13 protein-coding genes and 2 pseudogenes are annotated in these 14,864 nt (G+C 72.3%); 8 read left to right on the top strand and 7 right to left on the bottom strand.

The window, feature by feature from the left end:
- Window positions 1-10: 10 nt before the first annotated feature.
- From H1D33_RS23230 to H1D33_RS23215, 4 genes are all read right to left on the bottom strand, one after another.
- Entirely contained in the window at window positions 11-661 is a 651-nt protein-coding gene (locus tag H1D33_RS23230; RefSeq protein ID WP_246411915.1) for a BUD32 family EKC/KEOPS complex subunit, read from the bottom strand.
- 101 nt (window positions 662-762) lie between these two features.
- Window positions 763-1,494, bottom strand: coding sequence for an NUDIX hydrolase (locus H1D33_RS23225; RefSeq protein ID WP_181571143.1), 732 nt, complete (start codon window positions 1,492-1,494; stop codon window positions 763-765).
- 84 nt (window positions 1,495-1,578) lie between these two features.
- Entirely contained in the window at window positions 1,579-2,451 is an 873-nt protein-coding gene (locus H1D33_RS23220; RefSeq protein ID WP_307755432.1) for a MaoC/PaaZ C-terminal domain-containing protein, read from the bottom strand.
- Between the two features lie 386 nt (window positions 2,452-2,837).
- Window positions 2,838-4,193, bottom strand: coding sequence for a 3-oxoacyl-ACP reductase (locus tag H1D33_RS23215; RefSeq protein ID WP_181571144.1), 1,356 nt, complete (start codon window positions 4,191-4,193; stop codon window positions 2,838-2,840).
- A gap of 54 nt (window positions 4,194-4,247) precedes the next feature.
- Between H1D33_RS23215 and H1D33_RS23210 the strand changes: the two genes are divergently transcribed.
- Complete coding sequence (locus H1D33_RS23210; protein ID WP_181571145.1) at window positions 4,248-5,540, top strand: acetyl-CoA C-acetyltransferase; 1,293 nt, start codon at window positions 4,248-4,250, stop codon at window positions 5,538-5,540.
- 54 nt (window positions 5,541-5,594) lie between these two features.
- Here the strand turns inward: H1D33_RS23210 and H1D33_RS23205 are convergent, their stop codons facing one another.
- A complete protein-coding gene (locus H1D33_RS23205; RefSeq protein ID WP_181571146.1) occupies window positions 5,595-7,655 on the bottom strand; it encodes a PKD domain-containing protein in 2,061 nt (686 codons plus the stop codon).
- A gap of 453 nt (window positions 7,656-8,108) precedes the next feature.
- Between H1D33_RS23205 and H1D33_RS23200 the strand changes: the two genes are divergently transcribed.
- From H1D33_RS23200 to purB, 5 genes and pseudogenes are all read left to right on the top strand, one after another.
- Window positions 8,109-8,918: a TNT domain-containing protein gene (locus tag H1D33_RS23200; RefSeq protein WP_181571147.1), complete on the top strand. Its 810-nt coding sequence runs from the start codon at window positions 8,109-8,111 to the stop codon at window positions 8,916-8,918.
- 18 nt (window positions 8,919-8,936) lie between these two features.
- Entirely contained in the window at window positions 8,937-9,182 is a 246-nt protein-coding gene (locus H1D33_RS23195) for a hypothetical protein (RefSeq protein WP_181571148.1), read from the top strand.
- A 98-nt stretch (window positions 9,183-9,280) separates the two neighbouring features.
- Window positions 9,281-9,793 carry a SigE family RNA polymerase sigma factor gene (locus tag H1D33_RS23190; protein WP_181571149.1) on the top strand — a complete coding sequence of 171 codons (513 nt, stop codon included), beginning with the start codon at window positions 9,281-9,283 and terminating at the stop codon, window positions 9,791-9,793.
- 2 nt (window positions 9,794-9,795) lie between these two features.
- A complete protein-coding gene (locus H1D33_RS23185; RefSeq protein WP_181571150.1) occupies window positions 9,796-10,542 on the top strand; it encodes a hypothetical protein in 747 nt (248 codons plus the stop codon).
- Window positions 10,543-10,629: 87 nt separating this feature from the next.
- Window positions 10,630-12,045: pseudogene (gene purB, locus H1D33_RS23180) on the top strand (adenylosuccinate lyase); the annotation flags it as partial.
- Between the two features lie 113 nt (window positions 12,046-12,158).
- Here purB and H1D33_RS23175 read toward each other — a convergent pair.
- Window positions 12,159-12,752 (bottom strand): annotated as a pseudogene (locus tag H1D33_RS23175) (YbjQ family protein).
- Window positions 12,749-13,432 (bottom strand): S1 family peptidase, encoded by a 684-nt coding sequence (locus H1D33_RS23170; protein WP_181571151.1) that lies wholly within the window; start codon window positions 13,430-13,432, stop codon window positions 12,749-12,751. Before H1D33_RS23170 ends, H1D33_RS23175 begins: the two are co-directional and overlap by 4 nt.
- A 468-nt stretch (window positions 13,433-13,900) precedes the next feature.
- Here H1D33_RS23170 and purS point away from each other — a divergent pair, with 468 nt between their 5' ends.
- On the top strand, window positions 13,901-14,161 hold the full coding sequence (gene purS, locus H1D33_RS23165) for a phosphoribosylformylglycinamidine synthase subunit PurS (RefSeq protein ID WP_181571152.1): 261 nt from the start codon (window positions 13,901-13,903) through the stop codon (window positions 14,159-14,161).
- Window positions 14,158-14,841, top strand: a complete 684-nt coding sequence (purQ, locus tag H1D33_RS23160; RefSeq protein WP_181571153.1) for a phosphoribosylformylglycinamidine synthase subunit PurQ — start codon at window positions 14,158-14,160, stop codon at window positions 14,839-14,841. The genes purS and purQ overlap by 4 nt, the downstream gene beginning before the upstream one ends.
- Window positions 14,842-14,864: the final 23 nt, after the last annotated feature.

The following is a 14,864-nucleotide window of genomic DNA, read 5'->3' as shown; positions in this document are numbered from 1 at the left end:
GGCAGCCTCCCTAGGGGTTGAGGGTGAAGGGTCGGAAGGTGCGCGGCCCGTAGAGCCGGTCCAGCACCTCGTCGAGTTCGCGCAGCAGCCGCCACGCGTCGTCGGGGCGGGCGGACAGCGCGGGTTGCCGGCAGCCGTCGGCGAAGGCGCGCAGCTCGCGGGGCGCGCGGTCGCCCATCAGCCAGATCAGGCAGCCCGCGGCCATCGCGATGTCGGTTCCCGGGCCGCAGGGCCGCTTGGCGGTGACCTCCGGGGGATACCAGTCGGCCAGGTCGGTGACCAGCGCCGGCACCAGCCCGCCCGGCTCGGCGGAGAAGCACCAGTCGACGAGCACCAGCCCGTGCGCGTCCGGTTCGATCAGCACGTTGCGGGGCAGCACCGCGCCGTGCACCACGCCGGCCCGGTGGGCCAGGCCGAGCGCGACCAGCAGCCGCCGCCACATCCAGGCCGCGTCGCGCGGGTCGACCCCCGTCGGGTACGCGCGGCGCACGTCGTCGAGGCTGTGCAGCCCGGGTACGGTCTCCAGCACGTTGACCAGCAGTTGCGCACCGGTCGCCGGGTCACGCACCGGGTAGGACTCGACCAGCCGAGGCACGTACGCCAGGTGGCGCGGATCCCCGCGCTCCGCGATCCGCCGGAGAGCCCGCGCCTCTCGCCCCATCAGGTCGTTGTCGCTCGGGTGCCGCGGCGCCTTGAGCTGCCGGTGATAAGCGGGGCCCCCGCCTCTACCGGAAGCGTTAAGCGGGGGCCCCTCCTTAACCCTCATGACCGCAGCAGGGCGGGGTGGAGGAGGCGGGCGGTGCCGGGGCGGTAGAGCCTGGCGCGCGGGCCGCCCCGGGGGCCGCCGCGTTCGGTGCTGGCGCCGGTGCTCTCCACGAAGCCGGGCACGGAGAGCACCTTGCGGTGGAAGTTGCCGGCGTGCAGCGGTTCGCCCCAGACCGTCTCGTAGACGGCGCGCAGCTCGGTGACGGTGAACTCGGGGGCGAGGAACCGGGTGGCCAGCGGCGTGTACTCCAATTTGGAGCGGGCCCGCTCCAGCCCGTCGTCGATGATCCGGCCGTGGTCGAAGGCGAGCTGCCGGTTGGGCAGCGCGGTGACCGGCAGCCAGATCGCGTCGGCGGCGTCGGTGTCGGCGACCGGGTCGGGCAGGTCGGGGGCGAACGCCAGGTGGGCGATGGACACCACCCGCATGCGGGGGTCCCGGTCGGGGGCGCCGTAGCTGCCGAGCTGTTCGAGGTGCACCCGGTCCAGCCGCTCGCCGCCGAGCCCGGTCTCCTCGGCCAGCTCGCGTCGGGCGCCGGCCAGCAGGTCCTCGTCCGGGCGGATGAAGCCGCCGGGCAGCGCCCAGTGCCCCTCGTACGGCGGCGCGCCGCGACGGATCAGCAGCAGGTGCAGTGCGCCCTCGCGGATGGTCAGCGCCACCACGTCGACGGTGACGGCGACCGCCGGGTAGTCCCGGGGGTCGTATCCGGCGAGGAAGTCCTGCTCGTTCACGGCACCAATCCTCTCATCTTGAGAACAACTCAATCTGAGAACAACTTAGCGCACGAAAGCGGGGACGCCAAGCCCCCACTTTCCTCAGCGGATGGTGCCGACCAGATGCGGCCTGCCGTCCCGGCCGCCGTGCAGCGCGAAGTCCCAGCCGTCGCCCGAGGTCACGGCGCTGAAGGACACCGTGGACGGCAACGACACCGGCAGCTTGAACGCCACGTCCACGGTGTACGCGTCCGGCAGCCGGCTCTCCAGCGCGGCCAGGCAGCGGGCCTTGCTCCACATGCCGTGCGCGATCGGGCGCGGGAAGCCGAACAGCCGCGCGCCCAGCTTGGAGGTGTGGATCGGGTTGTGGTCGCCGGAGACGCGCGCGTAGTCCGTACCGACGCGCGGCGTCACCCGCCACCGGGCGGAAGCCGCAGGCGGCGCGGGCCGGTCACCCCGGTCGCGCCCCGCGCCGCCGCCCGCCGCGCGCTCCTTCCCGAGGTACGTCGACACGCCCCGCCACACCTCCTCGCCGCCGACCGAGCCGACCAGCACCACGTCGAGCTGCCGACCCCGGTCGTGCGGGCGCAGGTTCTCCGCGTACGTGCGGAAGTCCACGCTCTCGCCGACCTGGACCGGCCGGTGCACGGTGATCCGGTTGGCCACGTGCACCACGCCGGTGAGCGGGATGGGGAAGTCGGCGGCGGTCATCAGCCGCAGCGACAGCGGGAACCCGAGCACGTGCAGGTAGGTCGCCGGCAGCCGGTCGGCCAGCCGGAACCCGCAGACCCGGTCGTAGTCGGCCAGGTGCGCCGGCTCCACCGTCACTCCCGCGACGCCCAGCTCCACGGCGGGCAGCTCCCGCCCCCGCCCCCGTCCGGTCCCCGGCAGCGCCCCCACCAGCGCCCGCCGGTAGAGCGCCCCCGCCGCCGGCAGCCGCCCCAACTCGACACGCGCGCGCCCGTCCACCCCCACACCGCGTCGATCATGAGGTTGGCGGTCTTGTGGATCTCCAGAAGTGCCGTCAACTTCATGATCGACGGAACGGGGTGGGGTCGGCGCGGCCGCCGCCGCGGCGTGGGTCAGGTTCTGGGTGCGGTCGTCGGCTGGGCCGGACCGGTCCGGGCCTAGCCGGTCGGCCGCCGCGGTCAGGTTCTGGGTGCGGTCGTCCACCGGGGCGGACGGGTGTCGGCCGAGTTCGTCGGCCAGCGCGGTCAGGTCCTGGGTCGCCTCGACCGGCGGCGTGCCGCGCGCGGCCAGCGCCGCCCGGGCCGAGGTGAGGTCCTGGGTGGGGCCCTCGATCAGGTCGTGCACCGACAGCTCCTCGGCCGGCTCCTCCGGCCGCTGCTTGCGCCGCGCCATCACGCCCCCAGCAGGCTCTGGCCGCAGACCCGGACCACGTTGCCGCTGACCGCGCCGGACGCCGGCCAGGAGAGCCAGCCGATCGTCTCGGCCACGTCCACCGGCAGGCCGCCCTGGGCCATGCTGTTCATCCGCCGGCCCGCCTCGCGCAGCGTCAGCGGGATGCGCGCGGTCAGCCGGGTCTCGATGAAGCCGGGCGCGACCGCGTTCAGGCTGATCCCGCGCTCGCGCAGCACCGGGGACAGCGAGTCGACCAGGCCGATCACGCCGGCCTTGCTGGTCGCGTAGTTGGTCTGCCCCCGGTTGCCGGCGATCCCGGCGATCGAGGAGACCGAGACGATCCGCCCGCCGGCCGGGATCAGGTCGCGTTCCAGCAGCACGTCGTTGATCCGTTCCTGGCTGGACAGGTTGACGTCGATCACCGAGTCCCACCGGTCGGCGTCCATCCGGCCGAGCGTCTTGTCCCGGGTGATGCCGGCGTTGTGCACCACCACGTCGACCCGGCCGTGCCGGGACGCCAGGTGCTCGGCGAGCCGGGTCGGCGCGTCCGGCGCGGTCAGGTCGAGCTGCACCGCGCTGCCGCCGATCTCGTTGGCCACCGTTGCCAGCTCGTCGCCGGCCGCCGGGATGTCCAGCGCCACCACCTGGGCGCCGTCGCGGGCCAGCACCTTGGCCAGCGCCGCGCCGATGCCGCGGGCCGCGCCGGTCACCAGCACCACCTGGCCGTCCAGCGGGCGGTCCCAGTCGGCCGGCGCGACGGCGGTGCCGGCGCCGACCCGAACGACCTGGCCCGAGACGTACGCGGAGCGGCCGGAGAGCAGGAAGCGCAGGGTGGACTCCAGGCTCACCGGGGTGCCGGCGTCCCCGTCCCGGGTGACGTACACGAGTTGGGCGGTGACGCCCCGGCCGAACTCCTTGCCGATGCTGCGGGTCAGCCCTTCCAGGGCGCGCTGGGCGGTCGCCTCCCGGGGCGAGCCGCACTCGACCGGCGGCGTGCCCAGCACGATCACCCGGCCGCTGGGCAGCAACGAACGGGCCTGCGGGTGGAAGAAGTCGTAGAGCTGGCGCAGCCCGGTCGAGTCGGCGACGCCGCTGGCGTCGTACACCAGGGCCGCGAAGCGGCTGTCGCCGGTCGCGGTCGCCGGATCGGCCAGCTCGACCCCGGCGGCGGTCAGGATCTTGCCGGCCGGCTCGGCCAGCCGGCCGCCGGACGACGCGCCGAGCAGGACCGGCCCGGGGACGAGCGGGTCGCCCGGCGTGTGCCGGCGCAGTCGGGGCGGGTCGGGCAGGCCAAGGCGCTTGACCAGCGCGCGACCGGCCCCCGTCTGGACGAAGCTCGCGTACCTGTCGGTCATAGGCGTAGCCTACTGGCGAGTAGGGTTCGGGCAACAGCTACCAGGAGGCTGATCGTGCAGAGTGTCCGGCGGGTCGCGGTCATCGGCGGCAACCGCATCCCCTTCGCCCGGTCCAACTCGCGCTACGCGCACGCGTCCAACGCGGACATGCTCGGCGCGGCGCTCGACGGGCTGGTCGCCCGGTTCGGGCTGGCCGGCCAGCGGGTCGGCGAGGTGGTGGCCGGCGCAGTGCTCAAGCACTCGCGCGACTTCAACCTCACCCGCGAGGTGGTGCTCGGCTCCCGACTCGACCCGCACACCCCGGCGTACGACATCCAGCAGGCCTGCGGCACCGGGCTGGAGGCCGCCATCCTGGTCGCCAACAAGATCGCCCTCGGGCAGATCGAGGTGGGCATCGCCGGTGGCGTGGACACCACCTCGGACGCGCCGCTGGCCGTCAACGAGGACATGCGTCGCACGCTGATCCAGCTCAACTCCGCCCGGACCCTCGGCGCACGACTCAAGGTGGCGGCGAAGCTGCGCCCGCTCCAGCCGTTCAAGCCGGAGATCCCGCGCAACGCCGAGCCGCGCACCGGGCTGTCGATGGGCGACCACGCGGCGGTGACCGCGCTGCGCTGGAACGTCGACCGGGCGGCCCAGGACGAGTTGGCGCTCCGCTCGCACCAGCGGCTCGCCGCCGCGTACGACAAGGGGTTCTTCGACGACCTGATGACCCCCTACCTCGGGCTGACCCGCGACCAGAACCTCCGGCCGGACACCTCGCCGGAGAAGCTCGGCTCGCTGAAGCCGGTCTTCGGCACGAAGGGGCCGGACGCCGAGCGGGCCACCATGACCGCCGGCAACTCCTCGCCGCTCACCGACGGCGCGTCGACCGTGCTGCTCGCCTCCGAGGAGTGGGCCCGGGAGCACAGCCTGCCGGTGCTGGCCTGGTTCTCCTGGTCCGAGACGGCCGCCGTCGACTTCGTGCACGGTGACGAGGGGCTGTTGATGGCACCCGCCTACGCGGTACCCCGGATGCTGGCCCGGGCCGGGCTCAAGCTCCAGGACTTCGACTTCTACGAGATCCACGAGGCGTTCGCCTCGCAGGTGCTGGCCACGCTGGCGGCCTGGGAGTCGCCGGAGTTCTGCGCGGAGCGGCTGGGCCTGGACGCGCCGCTCGGGTCGATCGACCGGGGCAAGCTCAACGTCAACGGCTCGTCCCTGGCCGCCGGGCACCCGTTCGCGGCCACCGGCGGCCGGATCGTCGCCACCCTGGCCAAGCTGCTCGACGCGAAGGGGAGCGGGCGCGGCCTGATCTCCATCTGCGCGGCCGGCGGTCAGGGTGTGACCGCGATCCTGGAACGCTGAACGGCGACGCCCGCCCGGCTCGGGCCGGGCGGGCGTCGTGCGTCGGGAACCGGGTCAGCCGGCCAGGGTGAACTTCTCCCAGAGGCCGATCGTGGCGCGGTTCGCGATGAGCGGGTTGGTGCCGACGTTGTCGGCGCTGACGTAGCGGCTGTTGATCGTCGCCTTGAGGCTGGTGGTGCCGTCGGCGTTGCGGGTCACGGTGAACTTTTCCCACGCCCCGGCGCTGGTGCGGTTGGCGATCAGCGGGTTGAGCCCGACGTTGTCCGCGCACACGAAGCGGTTGTTGGCGTGCGCGAAGACGCCCACCTGACCCGAGCCGAGGTCGGCCAGGTCGAACGTCTCCCACGGGCCGGCGGTGGCCCGGTTGGCGATCAGCGGCTTCGCTCCGGCGCTCTCCGCGCTGACGTACCTGCCGTTGACGGTGGCCTTGAGGGTGCGGTTCGCGTCGGCCACGTTGACCCGGTAGAACTTTTCGGCGTTGGTGATGCCGGGAGCGATGGCGGTCAGTTCGACGGTCGACGACACGCCGACGTAGCGGCTGTTGACGGTCGCCTTCAGGCTGATCGTGCCGTCGGTGTTGCGGAGCAGGACGAACGTCTCGTTCGGCCCGACCGCAGTGCTGACCGCCAGAACCGTCGCGCTGACCGAGAGGTAACGGTTGGTGGCCCGGGACAGCAGGGCGACCTGGCCGTTCCCCGCGTCCGCCAGATCGAACTGTCCGTCGGCGCCCAGCGCGGGCTGGTCCGCCTGCGCGCTCGCGCCGGCCTGTGCCGCAGACGTATAGCGCAGGTTCTGCAGCGCCAGCAGACCGACCGTGCCGGTACGCGGCAGCACGCCGACGGGCCTGACCACGGTTGCCACCCGCTGATCGCTGCCGGACACCTTGATCGTCACCTCGTAGTTGCCTGCCCGCGCATAGGTGTGTGAGGCGACCGGCTTGGCCTGGGTCACCACCGTGCCGTCGCCGAAGTCGAACACGTAGGTGGTGAGCGGAACGAAACCGGGCGTTGACGCCGACGCGTCCAGCGTGACCGATGAGGCGCCCAGGTCCAGCGCGATGTCGAGCGCGGCGGTCGGCGAGCCGAGGGTTTCGAAGGCACCACGGTCGGCGTAGGTGACCGGGCCGGCGCCGGTGTTCGGCACAGCCGGGTTGTCCGCCCGGCCGGCCCCGATGCGGTCGGTGGTCAGATAGCCGGGTGCCGCGGAGTTGGCGGAGTCCTCGCGGTCGCGGTAGTCAGACACCTCCTTGTCGTGCTTGGCCTGGCCTGAGGTGTCGCGGAACGCGACCAGCATCATCCCGAGCCCGTTCCAGGAGTAGAACGCCGGATCGTAGAGGTGCATGGTGTTGTTGTAGTCGACCGTCACCCGTTTGCCGGAGTCGTCGAAAAGGGCGATCTCTGCGCCCCAGCCGTCGGTCTTGTCGCAGTAGCTGTTTCGGTTCGACCCGTTGGTCATCAGCATGTTGTTCTGGATCGAGGTGCCGGTCGACGCGCCGTCGACGCGGATCCCGTCGCGGCAGCGGCTCTGCACGGTGTTGTTGGTGATCGCGGTGCGGAGCGCGCCGTGGTTGTGGATGCCGAAGCCGCCACCCGCGGTCATCTGGGTGTTCACCACGACCGTATCGGCCGCTTCCGGGCCGAGGGCGACACCGGCGCCGCTGAAGCCGTTGACGACGTTGTTCACCAGCCTGTTGCCCGGCCCGTCCACGCGGATCCCGACACTGTTCTCGTGGCGGCCGTAGACCGGTGGGCTGGACACGATCACCGAGCGGACCTCGACGTCGGTCGTCGCGTCATCGAGGATCAATCCGTCCACCACCGCGGCGCCACTGGCCCGGAATCCGGTCAGGGTCGACCGGGTGACACCGGCGAGCCGCGCGAGCGGGGCCGTTGACGCATCGGACATGCTGAAGACACCGCCCTGCACGGTGATGCCGGCGGCATCGCGCAGATCGACAGCGGGCAGGTCGGCGAGCTTCATGACCCAGAGGTCCTGCAACACGATGTCGTGCTGACCGTCGATGACGACGCCGGCCGTCGGCCCGCTGATGGCGGCGGCGCTGTCGGCGGTGTTGCGGATGGTGATCGGCTGGTCGGGGGTGCCGGAACGGGCCACCGTCACCCGCTCGGCGTAGGTGCCCGCGCCGATGTCGACGGTCTGCCCGGCCTCCACCCGCGCCACCGCGGGACCGATCGAACAGAACGGCTCGGCCGACGTGCCGGGCCCGGTGTCGGAGCACGCGGTCGCGGCTTGGCGGACGTAGAGGGTGGTGGCGTCCGCGGCCCGGGCGGGTGCGGCGGGCATCAGCAACGAGCCGCCGGCGAGCGCCGTCACGGCGAGCCCGGCGAGGGTGGGTCTGCGCATCTGGAATCCCCGGAGAGAGTGATCGGCCCGGATCGGGCCGGCACGATCATCGCCCGGCCGAAGAGGTTCCACCGTCCCTGCAGGCGCATCGGACGCAGCGGCGGATAGCCCGTTTAGGTGGCGTAACCAGACAAAACCTCAGGTTAATGGCGAAAAGATCTCAGTATGGCGGTGACCGATCCATGCCATAACAGGAGGTTCACGGTGAGAACTCGCCGTTGGTTGTTGGCCGCCCTCTCCGGCGCGGCCCTGACGCTGGCACCCGGCCCGGCGCTGTCCGCCCTCGGGCCCTCGGCCGCGTTCGCGCAGGGCGCGGCGGTGGTCGACGAGCGGTCGGCCGGCCCGCAGCCCGCACCGGTCAGCCCCAGCCTCTGCACGCCGGGGCTGCCGCCGACCGCCCCGCAGACCACCCAGTTCTACGACAACAACCGGCTGCTGGGCCCGCTCACCCTGCCCACCGCCTCGCCGGTCGGGCCGCTGCTCGCCGGCTACCAGCGGCTCGGCGCGCAGACCGAGACCGAATGGCTGAAGAACTGGACCAGCGGCCCGACCACCCTGCTCTTCCCGCCGGAGGACGGCTTCGTCCTGGACCCGCACGGCGCGCCGGTCAAGACCCGGCAGGTCCTGCTGCCGGGCTACCGGATCGACCGGTTCGGCAACCCGACCGGCGCCTTCCTGTCGCCGATCGGCACCCCGTTCAGCTCGCGCGCGCTGGCGCCGCAGAGCCTGAACACCCCGCCGACGCCGCCGGCCACCACGCCGCTCGCCCCGCTGGCCAACTACCACACGTACTGTGTGGTCAAGCCGTTCCCGGTGGACTCCGGGCCGATCGCACCCTGGTTCGCCCAGCCCGGCATGGGCACCCAGTTCGAGCTGAACCAGGCCTACTTCCCGCAGGCCTCGGACCCGGTGAACGTGCAGTGGCTGCTCGACCACGGGTTCCTCGTGGAGGAATACCTGGACGGCCTCTGCACCGACCCGACCGGGTGGGCGCAGTCGTCGCAGATCTGCTGAGCCGATCGGGGGTCGGGCGTGGACCGGTACGAGTTGCGGGCCGCGCTGCTGGCCGCGGGGGTGTCACCCGACGCCTTCCAGTTGGCGGACGCGCACGAGTACCAACCGGTCCCGCCCGACTTCTGGTTCCTCCGGCCCGCTGGCGGCGGCTGGGAGATCGGCCCCTACGAGCGCGGCCGATACCGGCTGTGGCGGCGGTACGCCACCGAGGCGGAGGCGGCCGACGCGCTGTTCCACATCCTGGCCGAGCACCCGGCGCCGTGAACGCGCCGACGATGGCTGGGACATCGCCGTGAGGCGAGCAACCCGACCGGGGCCCGGTTACGTCCCCTGGGCATGACGCGAGGGAACGGCGAGCGCCGGTGAGCAGGGCGGACGAGGACGAGTTCCGGGCGTACGTGTCCACCCGGCTGGATCCGCTGCGACGGACGGCGTACCTGCTCTGCCGGGACTGGCACACGGCGGACGACCTGGTGTCGATCACGCTGAGCAAGCTGTACCGCAACTGGCGGCGCGCGCTCGGCGCGGACAACCTCGACGCGTACGTCCGGGGAATGCTCACCAACGCCTGGCTGGACGAGCGGCGCCGGCCGTGGCGGCGCGAGCGCAGCACCGGCGAGGTGCCGGACCGGGCGGACCTGGCGGTCGGGGAGCCGGCGGTCGGTGAGCGGGAGATGCTGCTGGAGCTGCTGGGCCGGCTCACGCCGAGACGGCGGGCGGTCGTGGTGCTCCGCTTCTACTGCGACCTGTCGGTCGAGGAGACCGCGCAGATTCTGGGTGTCAGCACCGGGACCGTGAAGAGTCAGTCCGCCCGTGCGCTGGAGACGCTGCGGCTGCTCGCCTCGCACCATTCGGCACTGGACAGCGGGAGGTAGAGATGACGTACCGGCAGATCTTCGACGAGGCGATCGGCGACGCGCCGCCGACGGCAGTGGACGTGGACACCCTGATGGCGCGGGAGGGCCGTCGACGGTGGCGCGTGGGGGCGTACGCCTCGACGACCGCGGTGCTGGCGCTGGCGCTCGGCGTCGGGGTGGCCGTGCGGCCGAGCGGGTCCGACGTCCCGGCGCCCGCCTACTCGGCCGCGTCCGCCGCCGCCCGGACCCAGCCGGAGCGGCTACGCGAGGCGATGCTGGCCGCGCTCGACCGGGAGGCCCCCGACCTGCGGTGGGTGCGGGGTGCCGGGCCGGTCACCGACATGAGGACCTGGGACGGCCCGGTCACCGACGCCCCGCAGTTCGCGGTGAGCAGGTTCGAGTGGATCTCCATGACCGGTTGGTTCGGCGTGGGTGTCGCGGCGCGCGGCGACGTCCGGTCATACCTGGCCGCCTACGTGGGCAGGGTACGTCCCGGCCAGACGGCGGGCCCGGACGAGTGCACCCCCGGCATGGTCAAGTGCCGATCCTTCACCGGCCCGAGGGGAGAACAGGTGGTGGCCTTCGACGTGGAGGGCGTGCGCCGGGCCGGATCGGCGCCCGAGCGGATCGTCAGCCGGTTCGTGATGGTCAAGCGGGCCGACGGCACCCGGGTGACCGTGCAGACGCACTCGTCCAGCGACCGGCACCTGCTGACGGCCGAGGAGATGGCCGGGGTCGCGCTGGACCCGGCGATCCGGCTGGGCTGACGGTGTTCCCGGTCCGGCCCTCCCATGGGCCGGACCGGGCGCCGGCGTCGCCGAGGCGTGCGCGGACGTCATGAAAGACTGAGGTACGTGACGACGATCCCGAACGTGCTCGCCAACCGGTACGCCTCGCCCGAGCTGGTCGCCCTCTGGTCACCGGAGGAGAAGGTCCGGATGGAGCGCCGACTCTGGCTGGCCGTGCTCCGGGCCCAGCGCGACCTCGGTGTGCCGGTGCCGGACGGGGTGGTCGAGGCGTACGAGCGGGTGGTCGACGACGTCGACCTGGCCTCGATCGCGGCCCGGGAGCGGGTCACCCGGCACGACGTGAAGGCCCGGATCGAGGAGTTCAGCGCGCTCGCCGGGCACGAGCACGTGCACAAGGGGATGACCTCCCGCGACCTGACCGAGAACGTCGAGCAGCTCCAGGTCCGGGCGTCGCTGGAGCTGATCCGGGACCGGGTGGTCGCCACGCTGGCCCGGCTGGGCTGGCACGCGGGCGAATACTCCGCGCTGGTGATGACCGGTCGGTCGCACAACGTGGCCGCGCAGGCCACCACGCTGGGCAAGCGCTTCGCGTCGGCCGCGGAGGAGCTGCTGATCGCGTACGAGCGGCTGGAGGACCTGATCGGCCGCTACCCGCTGCGCGGGATCAAGGGGCCGGTGGGCACCGCCGCCGACCAGCTCGACCTCTTCGACGGCGACGCCGGCAAGGTGGCCGAGCTGGAGCGCCGGGTGGCCGGGCACCTGGGGTTCGCCCGGGTGCTGGACAGCGTCGGGCAGGTCTACCCGCGTTCGCTGGACTTCGACGTGCTCTCCGCGCTGGCCCAGGTGGCCGCCGCGCCGTCGTCGCTGGCCACCACGATCCGGCTGATGGTCGGTCAGGAGCTGGTCACCGAGGGCTTCAAGCCGGGGCAGGTCGGGTCCAGCGCGATGCCGCACAAGATGAACACCCGGTCCTCGGAGCGGGTGAACGGCTTCGCGGTGATCATCCGGGGTTACCTGTCGATGGTCGGCGAGCTGGCCGGCGACCAGTGGAACGAGGGTGACGTCTCCTGCTCGGTGGTGCGCCGGGTGGCGCTGCCGGACGCGTTCTTCGCCGCCGACGGCCTGTTCCAGACGTTCCTCACCGTGCTGGACGAGTTCGGCCCGTACCCGGCGGTGATCAACCGGGAGCTGGAGCGCTTCCTGCCGTTCCTGGCCACCACGAAGATCCTGGTCGCCGCCGTCCGCCGGGGCGTGGGCCGGGAGGTGGCGCACGAGGTGATCAAGGAGCACGCGGTCGCGGTGGCGCTGGCCATGCGGGAGAAGGGCGCGGCCGAGAACGACCTGTTCGACCGCCTCGCCGCCGACGGCCGCCTGAACCTGACCCGCCCCGAGATCGACGCCCTCGTCGCCGACCGCAACACCTTCACCGGCGCCGCCGACGACCAGGTCAACCGGTTGACCGCAAGAATCACCAGAATCGTGGAAACCCACCCCGAGGCCGCCACCTACTCCCCACCCCCATCCTCTGACCCCGAGCCCTTCTTCGTCGATCATGAAGTTGGCGGCATATTCGATCTCCATTGGTGCCGCTAACTTCATGATCAACAGCGAGGGCGGCGGGGCGGGTGAGGGGGTCAGGGGCCGGTGGGGGTTTCGGCCGCCGAACTCAGGTTGGGGGCGCTGGCCGGTTCGGCGATGCCGCCGGGGGCGGTGGCGATCTCCGGGTCGTGGGCGGTCTCGGCGGCGATCATCGGCTGGTCCGGCGGCATCACGTCGGGCGTCTTCGGCGCGACGATCACCGCGGTGCCGTAGGCGCAGATCTCCATCCACATCTCGCCGCAGTCGCGGCTGTCGAAGCGCATACCGATCACCGCGTTCGCGCCGAGCCGCTGCGCCTCCTCACCCAGGCGGGCGACCGAGTCGGTACGCCACCGGGTGAGGTTGTCCGGCGCCATCGGGTCGTAGGCGCCACCGCGCAGGTTCTTGACCCCCTCGCGGTACGGGTTGCGGGTCCTCGCCATCGAGGAGACCACTTCGCCGAGGATCTGGCGGATCTCGTAGCCGGGCAGTTGATCCGTCGTCACGACCAGCACGGTTCCGATGCTGTCAGTCACCGGCGGAGGTGGTTCGGGTGCCGTGTGCAGCTGATCGGATGCTGCGAAACTGCGCGGCGCGGACGGCCGGGCGACTCCCGACCCATCCGCGCCGCACCCGGTGGAAAGCGTCAGACACCGGCCACCGAGGTGATCCAGGACCGGTTGTACGCGACGCTGCCGTAGTTCTGGATGCTGGACCCGTCGGCCGTGGAGGCCACGCCGACCTGCTGGCCGTTGTAGAACTCCGGGCCGCCCGAGTCGCCGCGCCAGGCGTTGCCGGTGACCCGGGTGCTCCGGATCGCCTGGCCGCCGTACGCGTCGGTGGCGCTGGTGCTGGTCACCCGGACGTTGGCGGTCTTGAGCTGGGGCGACGCGCCGCAGCCGCTGTAGCAGGTCATGCCCCAGCCGTAGATCGAGTTGGTGGAGCCGACCGGCGGGTTGCTGCTGGCCAGCGACACGGCGGAGGCGCTGACCGTGCTGGAGAGCCGGAGCAGGGCCAGGTCGTTGCGGGTGTAGGAGGCGCTCACCGTGCGGGTGACCCCGCCCGAGGCGTAGTAGACGCTGCCGACCCGTACCGACATGGTGCCGCTGACGCAGTGCCGGGCGGTGAGCACCCACTGGGACGCGATCACGCTGCCGGAGCAGGTGAACGAGCCGTTGCTGAAGACGGCCGCGGCCCACGGCGCGGACGAGACGGTGCCGCCGCCGATGATCGGCTGCGGGCCGGCCGGTGCGGCGCCGGCGCCGGTTGCGGTGGCCAGCACGCCGGCCAGCGTGGTGGTCAGCACGGCGAGCAGGGAACGGAGGCGCATGGTCGGGGCTCCTTCTGCGCGGACACCCGGGGTCACCGGGTGGATCAGGACCCGCCGGGCGGGGTGAACCAGCGGGGGACGTCGATCACTAACATCGATGTCTGACGATGCATGCTACGGGCGTGGCGGGTCGCGTCACAAGATGTCAATCGAGATGCATCGATCATGTGAGGTGCGCCGCGCGGCGTGGCGGGGCGCTGTCGGAAACCGGTCGCGCCGCCCCGCCCGACAGGGCAAAATGCCTGGTGAGACCCGTTGCGGGCGATAGGTGGCCGGCTCGGCGCGCAACGTTTACGTATCGACGCCGCAACGAACGCGCAACGGTCACGGACACGCGCCGCAGCCGCCGCGGATGATCGCCCGAACCGGACCGGCCGGTGCGGGCGGGACGGTATCTGCCAGGTAGGCTGGCTGCGCTCGGCCGTTTGTGGGCCGGCACCCAACTGCGTACACAGTCAGGAGTGCCCAGTGCCTCGCGTCGTCGTCGACGTCATGCTCAAGCCCGAGATCCTCGATCCGCAGGGCCAGGCCGTCGCAAACGCGCTGCCCCGGCTCGGCGTCAGTGACGTCGCCTCGGTCCGGATCGGCAGGCGGATCGAGATCGAGTTCACCGGCGAACCGGACCTCGACCGGGCCCGCGAGATCGCCGACAAGCTGCTCGCCAACCCGGTCATCGAGGACTTCACCGTCCGCGTGGTCACCGACGAGACCGCGGGCGCGCCGTCGTGACCGCCCGGGTCGGTGTGGTGACCTTCCCCGGCTCGCTCGACGACGGGGACGCGGCCCGGGCCGTGCGCATCGCCGGCGCCGAGCCGGTCCGGCTCTGGCACGGCGACCCGGACCTGCACGGGGTGGACGCCGTCGTCCTGCCCGGTGGTTTCTCCTACGGCGACTACCTGCGCTGCGGCGCCATCGCCCGGTTCGCCCCGGTGATGGAGACGGTCGTCGAGGCCGCCCGCGGCGGCCTGCCGGTGCTGGGCATCTGCAACGGCTTCCAGATCCTCTGCGAGGCCCACCTGTTGCCCGGGGCGCTCACCCGCAACCAGCACCTGCACTTCCGCAACCGCGACCAGGTCCTGCGGATCGAGGCCACCGGCACCGCCTGGACCAACGCGTTCCAGCCGGGCCAGGAGGTGCTCGTCCCGGTCAAGAACGGCGAGGGCTGCTACGTCGCCGACCCGGCCACGCTGGACCGGCTGGAGGGCGAGGGTCGCGTCGTCGCCCGCTACCTGGGCGGCAACCCCAACGGTTCGCAGCGTGACATCGCCGCGATCACCAACGAGGCCGGCAACGTCGTCGGCATCATGCCGCATCCCGAGCACGCGGTGGAGGCGCTCACCGGCCCCTCCCTGGACGGCCTCGGCTTCTTCACCTCGGTGCTCAAGCACCTGGTGGGAGCGCCGGCGTGATCGTGGCCGGGACCATCGGTCGG

The sequence above is a fragment of the Micromonospora ferruginea genome (assembly GCF_013694245.2).
Taxonomy (GTDB): Bacteria; Actinomycetota; Actinomycetes; order Mycobacteriales; family Micromonosporaceae; genus Micromonospora; species Micromonospora robiginosa.
The sequence above is the reverse complement of the archived record's forward strand: the minus strand, read 5'-3'. Positions and strand labels throughout refer to the sequence as shown.

Bases quoted from the DNA above. Each gene is read 5' to 3' on its own strand.
- H1D33_RS23230 (WP_246411915.1), bottom strand. From the start codon at position 661: ATGGGGCGAGAGGCGCGGGCTCTCCGGCGGATCGCGGAGCGCGGGGAT.
- H1D33_RS23215 (WP_181571144.1), bottom strand. From the start codon at position 4,193: ATGACCGACAGGTACGCGAGCTTCGTCCAGACGGGGGCCGGTCGCGCG.
- H1D33_RS23185 (WP_181571150.1), top strand. From the start codon at position 9,796: ATGACGTACCGGCAGATCTTCGACGAGGCGATCGGCGACGCGCCGCCG.
- H1D33_RS23170 (WP_181571151.1), bottom strand. From the start codon at position 13,432: ATGCGCCTCCGTTCCCTGCTCGCCGTGCTGACCACCACGCTGGCCGGC.